This is a genomic window from Pseudomonas sp. PS01303 (assembly GCF_029959385.1).
Classification (GTDB): Bacteria; Pseudomonadota; Gammaproteobacteria; order Pseudomonadales; family Pseudomonadaceae; genus Aquipseudomonas; species Aquipseudomonas rustica.
The window spans coordinates 1-9,643 of the sequence record NZ_JASCPK010000185.1 but is presented as its reverse complement, the minus strand read 5'-3'; the positions used below and the strand labels follow the sequence as shown (position 1 = coordinate 9,643).

Sequence of the window (9,643 nt, the reverse complement as noted above, 5' to 3'; positions counted from 1 at the left end):
ACGCTGCGATCTTTTGCTGTTGCTTCTAAAGAGCAAAAGATCGCAGCGTGCCGCAGCTCCTACAGGGGATTTGTGTATGACGCCGATCCAGTGTGGGAGCGGGCTTGCTCGCGAAGGGGCCCTTACGGACGGAAGGAAATTTTGCATGTTGGCAGTGAATGACGCTCAACCCGTTGCAGCGTCGGTGGTTGAGGTGGGTGATGCGCGTGAGCGTTTTGCCCAGTGGCGTGAGGGCAAGGCCGGCAAGGTGTTGTCGGTTTCGGTGATCGGCGACAGCTACAGCGCCGGGCAGGATTTTTATCTGAACAAACTGGTGCAGCGCGTGGCCGGGGAAGTAGGTTTTGCCGGGCCCGGCTATATCGGCTTCAATCACGGCGCCGCGCTCGGCGGCACGCATTTCAAATACACCCGCAGCAGTGAAAAATACTTCGGCGGGGACTGGACGGTTTCAGGTCTGGGCCAGGCGAGTCCGGACAGCCGCACGGTGAAGGGCCGGCCAGGTGCATGGCTGCAAGTCGACGCCAGCCCGACACCGGCGATCAACACCGCCGTCACTCAGGCTAAATTGTTTTACCTGGGCAATGGCGAACCTGCCGAGATCCGCTATCGCTGGTCACCCTCAGAAGATTGGCAGCCAATGACGTTGGCAGGGTCTGGCGTTCAGGAAGCAACCCTCTCGGGTCTTCCGGCAGCAGCAGACTGGTCATTCAAACTGGAAGTTACCAAAGGCACGCCAACCCTGTTCGGCCTGTGGATGAGCAACGATCAGAACGGCGTGCGCGTCTCGAAACTCGCAGCGTCCGGCGCTGCATCCGCTGACTTCTATCACAACGATGCGCAATGGCAGACCCAGTGGAAAGCCGCTGTGTCGAAGATCCCTGCCGATGTTTACCTGATCATGCTCGGTGGCAATGATCAGGGCTTTGGCGTCAAACCCGCGCAGTATCTGCAGAACGTTCAAGGTCTGGTGGGCATGCTCCGCGAGATTCAACCGGCGGCGAGTATCAACCTGATCATGCGTCAGGACACCACGCGTTCGAGCGCTTATCCGATGTCGGCGTATGCGCAGGTGCTTGAGCCTTGGGCGCGGGAGCAGGGTTTCGGTTACGCCAATCTGCAATGCGCGTTTGGCCCGGACGTGAAGCGCTACGCTGCTGCGATGATCGGCCCGGACAAGATTCATCCGCTGCCGGCCACGGGCGGGAAGGTGATTGCGGATTACTTCTACGGCTGGATCACTGGCGCCAACAATCGCTGCGACGCCGCCCCACAATGATCGTTCCCACGCTCTGCGTGGGAATGCATCCTGTGACGCTCCGCGTCATCCGGCGTAGGGACGCGGAGCGTCCCGGGCGGCATTCCCACGCGGAGCGTGGGAATGATCAGCACGCAGAGCGTGGGAACGATCAGGTCAGTCTTGCGTGAAGGCGTCGACTTGTTCGAGCAATTCCGCAAGCTTCTGCGGCATCAACCGCGCATCACAACGGGTTTCCACGTTGATGATGATCGCCGGGTCGTTGCAGCAAATCCGCACGCGGAAGCGCCAGTCGTTGAAGATCACTTTCAGCCCATCACTGTCATCCATCTCCAGCGCCTGCTCGCCATAGCGCTTCTTCAAATGCGCGAGCAGCGGATACGGATCGCGCAGCGGCCGGCGGATATCCCCGGACGCCGGGAATACGCCAATCCGCTCCACCAGCAAAATTGTGCCCAGCCAGGTTTCGTTGGCGCTGGGCAACGGCTGATGGCGTGACAACCAACTCATCACCCCGAGGTTGCCCACCTCGCGTTCAATCTCTACGGAATGTTGTGCAATGTTCATGGTGGCCTGCCTGAAATGAAAAGGAGGGAGCCGTCTCAGCGGCCCTTGAGGTAGACGTTTTCGTAGCAGAAATTGGTCGCCTGCAAGTAACCCTCGGCGTCGCCGCAGTCGAAGCGCATCCCTTTGAATTTGTAGGCCAGTACGCAGCCGTTCTGCGCCTGTTTCATCAACGCGTCGGTGATCTGGATTTCGCCGCCCTTGCCCGGTTGGGTGTCGGCGATCAGGTCGAAAATATCCGGCGTGAGGATGTAACGACCGATGATCGCCAGGTTCGACGGTGCGTCTTGCGGCGCCGGTTTTTCCACCATGTTGTTGACGCGGTAGATGCCGTCGGAAATCAGCTCGCCGGCGATGACGCCGTACTTGTGGGTCTGGTCGGCCGGGACTTCCTGAATGGCGACGATCGAGCAGCGGAATTTCTTGTACAGCTGAATCATCTGCGTCAGCACGCCGTCACCTTCAAGGTTCAGGCACAAGTCATCGGCCAGTACCACGGCAAACGGCTCGTCGCCAATCAACGGACGGCCGCTGAGGATCGCGTGGCCGAGGCCCTTCATTTCCACCTGACGGGTGTAGGAGAAGGTGCAGGTGTCGATCAGCTCGCGAGTGCCGGCCAGAAACTTCTCTTTCTCGGTGCCGCGAATCTGGTGTTCGAGTTCGTAGCTGATGTCGAAATGGTCTTCCAGCGCACGCTTGCCCCGGCCGGTGACGATGGCCATGTGTTGCAGGCCAGCGTCCCGTGCTTCTTCAACGGCGTATTCGATCAACGGCTTGTTGACGATCGGCAGCATCTCTTTCGGCATGGCTTTGGTGGCCGGCAAGAAACGCGTGCCGTAGCCGGCAGCGGGGAACAAACATTTACGAATCATAAAAGTATCCTGGACAGTCATGGAACACAGGCGACGCATGCAGGCCATAACTTCGGTCTGCAAGTTTCAATGATGATTGAAGGCTTACTTTAATACCTGAGTCAGGTTATTAATGGCAATTGTTCATGAGGATAAAACCCGACAATGTTATGAGATGTCGGTGAGTGCGTGATTAGTTATTTTTAGTCGGTATCTGTTGATAGTGATCCGTGCACTTGCAGTGCTAATAAGTAGCGGGCAATACAGTGTGACCTGCAAAAATATTTATTGCCAGTCATTGAACTAGTTTTGTTTTCGGTTGTTGTCGTTCGTTTGTGTGGATTGCGACACATATCCATGCAGTCGGGCTTGACACGCTACTTGGCATTTATCAAATGACGGATCGCGCCATGAAGATTCTCGTGACCGGCGGTGCCGGCTATATCGGTTCGCATACCACACTTGCGTTGCTGGAAGCAGGTTATGAAGTTGTTGTGCTGGATAATCTTTGCAACAGCAGCGATGCGGCGTTGCATGCCGTAGAAGCCATCTGCGGCAAGAGTGCCTGGATGATTCGCGGCGATGTCTGTGATCGGGCCTTGCTCGACCGGATTTTCCGCGAACACAACATTGAGGCCGTGCTGCATTTCGCCGGGCTCAAGGCTGTCGGCGAAAGCGTGCGCAAGCCGCTGGAGTATTACGAAACCAACGTCAGCGGCAGCATCACGCTGTGTCAGGCAATGGCGGCGGCGGGGGTGTTTCGTCTGGTGTTCAGTTCGTCCGCCACGGTGTACGGCGAACCCGAGCAAATGCCCATTCGCGAAGATTTTCCTACCGGCAATCCGACCAATCCTTACGGTCAGTCCAAGCTGATTGTCGAAAACGTGCTGCGCGATTTGAGCCAGGCCGAGCCGCGCTGGAGCATCGCTTTGCTGCGCTACTTCAACCCGATCGGCGCCCACGACAGCGGGCAGATGGGCGAAGACCCCAACGGTATCCCCAACAATCTGGTGCCTTACATCAGTCAGGTAGCGGTCGGCAGCCTTCAAGAGTTGTCGATTTTCGGCAACGACTACCCGACGATCGATGGCACCGGGGTGCGCGATTACATCCACGTCGTTGATCTGGCCGATGGGCATTTGAAAGCATTGCAATCGATTGCCGGACGCACTGGCATTCACACCTGGAACCTCGGTACTGGCGATGGCTACAGCGTGTTGCAGGTGCTACATGCCTTCGAACAGGCCTGCGGGCAACCGGTGCCGTACCGGATGATGCCGCGTCGTTCCGGCGATATTGCCGAGAGTTGGGCCGACGCCTCCAAGGCTGCCAAAGAACTTGGCTGGAAAGCTACGCGCAGTTTGCAGGACATGGTCACCGACACGTGGCGCTGGCAATCCACGCATCCCAATGGTTACTTGGGATGATGGCCATTTAAAGTCCATTGTTATTTTCAGTCAGGTTGTTAGATTCCGTCGGGAAATTACACTGGCAATGCCTTTTGCAAGTCCGTAGATATAAACCTGCCGTTCGACTTTTATCAGTTGGGTAAGACTGTGAAAGAACAACGGATCTTGTTCGCGCTATTTGCGGGCTTGAACGCTACCACCTCTAACACACGCCGGTTTTTTAACAGGCTGAATGTTAGAAAGGAGTTGTTATGAAAAAAGTGATGGCAGTTGCCCTGTTGATGATGTTGAGCAACTGGGCTGCCGCCGCTGAAGCACCGCTTACTGCGGTGACCAATGTAGGTGGCAACGTGGCGGCTTCTCAAGCGCCGGCAGCCAGTACTGCAATGGTCGCCAGTGCAGTCGCGGCGTCTAACAGCGGTGGCAGTGCCAACGGCGGTACCACCGGTACAACGGGTACCACCGGTACAACCGGCACGCATAACTAACAGGAAGTTCTGTTAGTGCAGTACAAGGTCGCCCGACGTGAGTCGGGTGACTTTGTTTTTGGATTCGCCCTTGAATAGCGTAGTGCCATTATGACTCGTAGTGTTTATCTTTTAATGTTGGCAAGTCTCGCTTTGCAAGGTTGCATGTTTTCCCCCGGTCAATACCTGAGCACCCAGGACATCACGCGTCAGGGCGCCAGTGAAAGCAGCCGGGTCGAGCTGATTCCGATCACGCCCAAGCTGATTGCCATGAACCGCGCCACGCAAAAACGTGAGTCGCTGCCGGCAGAGTTGTTGGCGACGCCCGCGGAATACCGCATCGGCAATAACGACGTGCTGTACATCACCGTGTGGGATCACCCGGAACTGACCGCACCCTCCGGCGCGCAACAACAGATCGATGCCAACGGCCGCCTGGTGCGCTCCGATGGCACGCTGTACTACCCGTTTATCAAGGAAGTTCAGGCCACCGGCCGGACTATCCAGCAACTGCGCTCGGACATCGAACAACGGCTGTCGGCGTTCATCGCCGAGCCGCAGGTCGATGTCGCGGTGTTGCGTTTCGCCAGCCAGAAAGTCGTGGTCACCGGCGCCGTCACCAAGGCTGGCCCACAAGCGATTTCCACCAACCCGCTGAGCGTGGTCGAAGCGCTGGGCACTGCCGGCATCGACACCAACAATGCCGACTTGTCCGGGCTGCTGCTCAACCGCAAGGGCCGGGTGTATCCGCTCAATCTGGATTCGCTCAATCAAGCGGATTCCGAGTTGCAGAACGTCTACCTCAAGGGCGGCGATCAGCTGTATCTGCCGTACAACGACAACAAGCGCATCTACGTGATGGGTGAAGTCAATCAGCCACGCGCGTTGAGCTTCAAGACCGCGACGATGAACCTTTCCGACGTGCTCGGTTCGGTCGGCGGCTTGAGCCAGACCACCTCCAACGGCAACGCGGTGTACGTCATTCGCGGCGTGGAAAACCTCGATGTCGAGCCGGCAAAAATCTATCAACTCGAAGCCGAATCGCCGACCGCCATGGCGCTCGCTTCGCACTTCGAAGTGCGTCCTCAGGACGTTGTGTATGTCGGGCCTGCCAACGTGACTCGCTGGAACCGTCTGATCAGCCAACTGGTGCCGTCGGCATCGATTGTCGGCACCGGCGCTTCCGCTGCGAAGAACTGGAGCGAATACAGCAACAACAGCAAATAAGGCCGCCCGTCCGTGAAAATATTGAAAATCGGCGTCTGCCTGATGGCGGCCGCGTTGCTGTGCGGCTGTAACCCGCTGATGAGCGCGTCGCTGAACAACTTGAAGGCCGCGATCGTCGGCCCGGATGAAGTCGAGGTGACGCCCGCCGAAGTGGCAGGGGTCAATTACCCGCAACTCAAACTGACCACGCCGTCCGGCTCCGGCGTTTTGGCGCTGGTGCGCGAGCGCGAGAATCTGCAATTCTGGGTCGCTTCCGGCAAACAAGTGTTGTTGCTGCGCGATGGCCTCGCCGTGCGCAGCATTGGCCTGGGTCTTGAAGGCGATCTCGATGGCACACGCCTGGCTGACAACTCGCCGTTCAAACGAGGCCTGCATCAAGTGCCGGATGGTTTCACCACGCGGCGCTGGATCGATCTCTACAAGGGCCAGGAAGTGGGGGTGATCGTCAACAGTCGCTTCACCCGCCGCGCCACTGAAACCCTGACCATTCTGGACAAGGACTACGCCGTGCTGCGTGTCGACGAGCAGATTGATGCGCCGGCCATTGGTCTCAGTGCGACCAACCGTTATTGGGTCGATCCGCGTGACGGTTTTATCGTGCAGAGCGAGCAGCAACTCACTTCGCAACTGCGTGTGAAACTCGTGCAACTGACCCCTGATCGCAGGCATCTGCCGTGAAGCGCCTGAGGGTTTTTTCCGCTTTTTTGCTGTTGATCGCCAGTGCGAGTCAGGCCGCCGTCACCGTCAGCGGCGATGTCGCCAACCCGGGCCCGGTCGAGTTGCCGGCGGGTGGGCGTTTGCTCGATGTGATCAGCGTTGCCGTACCGAATGCCGAAGGTTATTGGCTGGCGGGCGGCTTGCTGCGCCAATCGCTGATTGAGCAACAGACGCGGCTGAAGGTCGGCGTGCTGTTCGATCTCGATGTGCTGCGGCGCATGGCGTTGCTCTTCGACAGACCGAGCCGGGCGGCGCTGGCGCAGCGTGTTGCCGACGAGGTTCGGCAGATGCCGGTGACCGGGCGGCAGATTGCCGATCTCGATCCGGTGGCGCTGGAAGTCGGCTTCGCCCGCAACATCCGTCTCGACGATGGCGATCGGCTGATCTACCCGACGCGCGTCGATGAGGTGGAAGTGGTGGGCGCGGTTGATGAGTCGTGTCACCTGCCGTATCAGCCGTTGCAGGAGGCTCGCGATTATCTGCAAGGCTGTGCGATTTCCAGCGATGCCGAGGCCGATTATCTGTGGCTGATCCAGCCCAACGGCGCTTCGCAGCGCGTCGGTATTGCGCATTGGAATCGCGAGTCCGGGCACTTTCCCGTGGCCGGCAGCAAGATTCTGGTGCCGCTGAAAAATGATGATCTTGATCCGCCTATCCCTGAGCTGAATCAGCAGTTGGCCGAATTTATTGCCACGCAGCTGGCCGAGGTGGTTCGTTGAAGTTACGTTTTGCAGCTGTGTTGTTATTGCCCTGTGGTTTGGCTCATGCAGAGCCGCGCATTACCCAGAATGACTTCGGCGGCGCCGGTCTGTTGCAGACGCCGACCGCACGCATGGCCCCGGCCGGCGAGTTGAGCGTCAATGCCAACCGCACCGATCCGTACAGCCGCTACAGCGTTTCGTTGCAGCCGCTGGATTGGCTCGAAGGCTCGTTTCGCTACACCGCGATCACCAACCGGCCGTACGGCTCGGAGGCCCTCAGCGGCAGCCAAAGCTATAAGGATAAGGCAGTCGACGCCAAAGTCCGGCTCTGGCAAGAGAGCCACTGGGCTCCGGAAGTGGCGCTGGGCTTCCGAGATATCGGCGGTACCGGTTTGTTCTCCAGTGAGTTTTTCGTCGCCAACAAACGCTTCGACAATTTTGATTTCAGCGCCGGCATCGCCTGGGGTTACATCGGTAATCGCGGCGACTTCGACAACCCGTTGGGCTTCGCCAGTGATCGCTTCAAAACCCGTCCGGAAACCGAAGGCACCGGTGACGTCAACGCGGGTTCGTACTTTCGTGGTCGGCCTTCGCTGTTCGGCGGTGTGAGCTATCAGACGCCGTGGGATCGTCTTAGCCTGAAGCTCGAATACGAAGGCAACGATTACAAGAACGAGCCGAAGGACAACGAGATCAAACAGGACTCGCCGATCAACCTCGGCGCAGTGTTCAAAGTCACTGATTCGATCGACCTCAGCGCGGCGTGGGAACGCGGTAATACGGCGATGTTTGGCGTGACTTTTCACACCAATTTCGTCAGCCGCAAAGCACCGGCGAAGACCTACGACCCGACCCCGGAACCGCTGCCGGCGAAGGCACCGACCACGTCGATGGAGCAGGTTGACTGGGCCAACGTCTCGCAGCGTTTGCAGCAGAATGCCGGCTACAAAGTCGAGCGCATTGCCCAGCGCGATTCCGAGCTGATCGTGTATGGCGAACAGCAGCGTTACTTCCATTCGTCCAAGGCAGTCGGGCGTGCGAGCCGGATTCTCGATAACAGCGTCAACGACGACATCGACTGGTTCACCGTGGTCAACAAGCGCTACGACCTGCCCCTGGAAGAAACCAGCGTGCCGCGCCAGACCTTCCGCGAAGTTATCAACAACGAGGAGCCGTTGCAGTCGCTGCACCGCACCACCGAGATCAACCCGGCGATGCCGCACAATGAAAAAACCCTCTACACCGAAGCGCCGCAGCATTTCAGTTACGGCGTTGGTCTGGGCTTCAAACAGAACGTCGGCGGCCCGGATGGTTTGCTCTATCAATTCAGTGCCGATGCGGATGCCGAATACCGCTTCAATCGCAACACTTGGTGGAGCGGTCTGCTCAGCGCCAATCTGGCGAACAACTTCGACAAATTCACCTACGACGCACCGAGCGGATTACCGCGTGTGCGCACGGATTTGCGCCAGTACCTGACCACCTCCGATGTGACCATGCCGCTGTTCCAGGTCAGCCACGCCGAGCAGTTGGATAAAGACCTCTACGGCATGGTGTACGGCGGTTATCTGGAGTCGATGTTTGCCGGTGTGGGCGGGGAGGTGTTGTTCCGCCCGACCGGTGAACGCTGGTCGGTGGGCGCGGATCTGAACTGGGTGCGCCAGCGTGATTTTGATCAGGGTTTGGGTTTGCGTGATTACTCGGTGGTGACCGGGCATATCACTGGGTATACGGATCTGCCGTTTGATACGTTAGCGGCCGTCAGTGTCGGTCGTTATCTGGCGGGGGATTGGGGCGGTACCGTGGATATCTCGCGCGAGTTTTTCAACGGCGTGCGCTTTGGTGCGTGGGCGACGATTACCACGGCCAACAGCGCGGAATACGGTGAAGGTAGCTTCGACAAAGGCCTGTACCTGTCGATCCCGTTCGACGAAATGATGAGCATGTCGACCATGCGCCGCGCCAACCTGGTGTGGGCCCCGCTGACCCGAGACGGTGGCGCCAGACTGAGCCGCAGCTTCCAACTGCACTCGATGACGGATAGCCGGGAAGGGGACATGTTCTATCGCAACTTCGAGAAAATTACCGAGTAACCCGTGATCTTTGTGGGAGCAGAGCTTGCTCGCGAAAGCGGCGGTACATCCAGCACCGATGTTGCCTGACCCACCGCTTTCGCGAGCAGGCTCACTCCTACACTGATCTGTGGCATTCCCACTATCCAGTGATCAACACGAATCCCCTGTAGGAGCCGAGCTTGCTCGCGAAGGCGTCGGCACATCCAGCACCGATGTTGCCTGACCCACCGCTTTCGCGAGCAAGCTCTGCTCCTACAATGATCTGTGGCATTCCCACTATCCAGTGATCAACACGAATCCCCTGTAGGAGCCGAGCTTGCTCGCGAAGGCGTCGGCACATCCAGCACCGATGTTGCCTGACCCCCCGCTTTTGCGAG

At 58.4% G+C, this 9,643-nt stretch carries 9 protein-coding genes; 7 read left to right on the top strand and 2 right to left on the bottom strand.

What is annotated here, in order from left to right:
- Window positions 1-145 precede the first annotated feature (145 nt).
- Entirely contained in the window at window positions 146-1,276 is a 1,131-nt protein-coding gene (locus QMX93_RS27920) for a GDSL-type esterase/lipase family protein (protein ID WP_282358732.1), read from the top strand.
- 135 nt (window positions 1,277-1,411) lie between these two features.
- Here QMX93_RS27920 and QMX93_RS27915 read toward each other — a convergent pair whose 3' ends face one another.
- Window positions 1,412-1,822: a mannose-1-phosphate guanylyltransferase gene (locus QMX93_RS27915; RefSeq protein ID WP_282358731.1), complete on the bottom strand. Its 411-nt coding sequence runs from the start codon at window positions 1,820-1,822 to the stop codon at window positions 1,412-1,414.
- Between the two features lie 35 nt (window positions 1,823-1,857).
- A complete protein-coding gene (gene galU / locus QMX93_RS27910) occupies window positions 1,858-2,691 on the bottom strand; it encodes a UTP--glucose-1-phosphate uridylyltransferase GalU (protein ID WP_008087693.1) in 834 nt (277 codons plus the stop codon).
- A gap of 389 nt (window positions 2,692-3,080) precedes the next feature.
- On the opposite strand from galU, the gene galE reads away from it, so the two are divergent.
- The 6 genes from galE (at window position 3,081) to QMX93_RS27880 (ending at window position 9,284) form a co-directional block, all read left to right on the top strand.
- A complete protein-coding gene (galE, locus tag QMX93_RS27905) occupies window positions 3,081-4,097 on the top strand; it encodes a UDP-glucose 4-epimerase GalE (RefSeq protein WP_053122014.1) in 1,017 nt (338 codons plus the stop codon).
- A 233-nt stretch (window positions 4,098-4,330) separates the two neighbouring features.
- Window positions 4,331-4,567 (top strand): hypothetical protein, encoded by a 237-nt coding sequence (locus QMX93_RS27900; protein ID WP_282358727.1) that lies wholly within the window; start codon window positions 4,331-4,333, stop codon window positions 4,565-4,567.
- Between the two features lie 144 nt (window positions 4,568-4,711).
- Window positions 4,712-5,773: a polysaccharide biosynthesis/export family protein gene (locus QMX93_RS27895; RefSeq protein WP_053122149.1), complete on the top strand. Its 1,062-nt coding sequence runs from the start codon at window positions 4,712-4,714 to the stop codon at window positions 5,771-5,773.
- Window positions 5,774-5,785: 12 nt separating this feature from the next.
- On the top strand, window positions 5,786-6,451 hold the full coding sequence (locus QMX93_RS27890; protein WP_282358725.1) for a YjbF family lipoprotein: 666 nt from the start codon (window positions 5,786-5,788) through the stop codon (window positions 6,449-6,451).
- Window positions 6,448-7,209 (top strand): capsule biosynthesis GfcC family protein, encoded by a 762-nt coding sequence (locus tag QMX93_RS27885; protein ID WP_282358723.1) that lies wholly within the window; start codon window positions 6,448-6,450, stop codon window positions 7,207-7,209. The genes QMX93_RS27890 and QMX93_RS27885 overlap by 4 nt, the downstream gene beginning before the upstream one ends.
- Window positions 7,206-9,284: a YjbH domain-containing protein gene (locus QMX93_RS27880; protein WP_282358721.1), complete on the top strand. Its 2,079-nt coding sequence runs from the start codon at window positions 7,206-7,208 to the stop codon at window positions 9,282-9,284. The genes QMX93_RS27885 and QMX93_RS27880 overlap by 4 nt, the downstream gene beginning before the upstream one ends.
- The last annotated feature ends 359 nt before the right edge of the window (window positions 9,285-9,643 follow it).

Bases quoted from the DNA above. Each gene is read 5' to 3' on its own strand.
- QMX93_RS27900 (WP_282358727.1), top strand. From the start codon at position 4,331: ATGAAAAAAGTGATGGCAGTTGCCCTGTTGATGATGTTGAGCAACTGG.
- QMX93_RS27895 (WP_053122149.1), top strand. From the start codon at position 4,712: ATGTTTTCCCCCGGTCAATACCTGAGCACCCAGGACATCACGCGTCAG.
- galU (WP_008087693.1), bottom strand. From the start codon at position 2,691: ATGATTCGTAAATGTTTGTTCCCCGCTGCCGGCTACGGCACGCGTTTC.
- QMX93_RS27920 (WP_282358732.1), top strand. From the start codon at position 146: ATGTTGGCAGTGAATGACGCTCAACCCGTTGCAGCGTCGGTGGTTGAG.
- QMX93_RS27915 (WP_282358731.1), bottom strand. From the start codon at position 1,822: ATGAACATTGCACAACATTCCGTAGAGATTGAACGCGAGGTGGGCAAC.
- galE (WP_053122014.1), top strand. From the start codon at position 3,081: ATGAAGATTCTCGTGACCGGCGGTGCCGGCTATATCGGTTCGCATACC.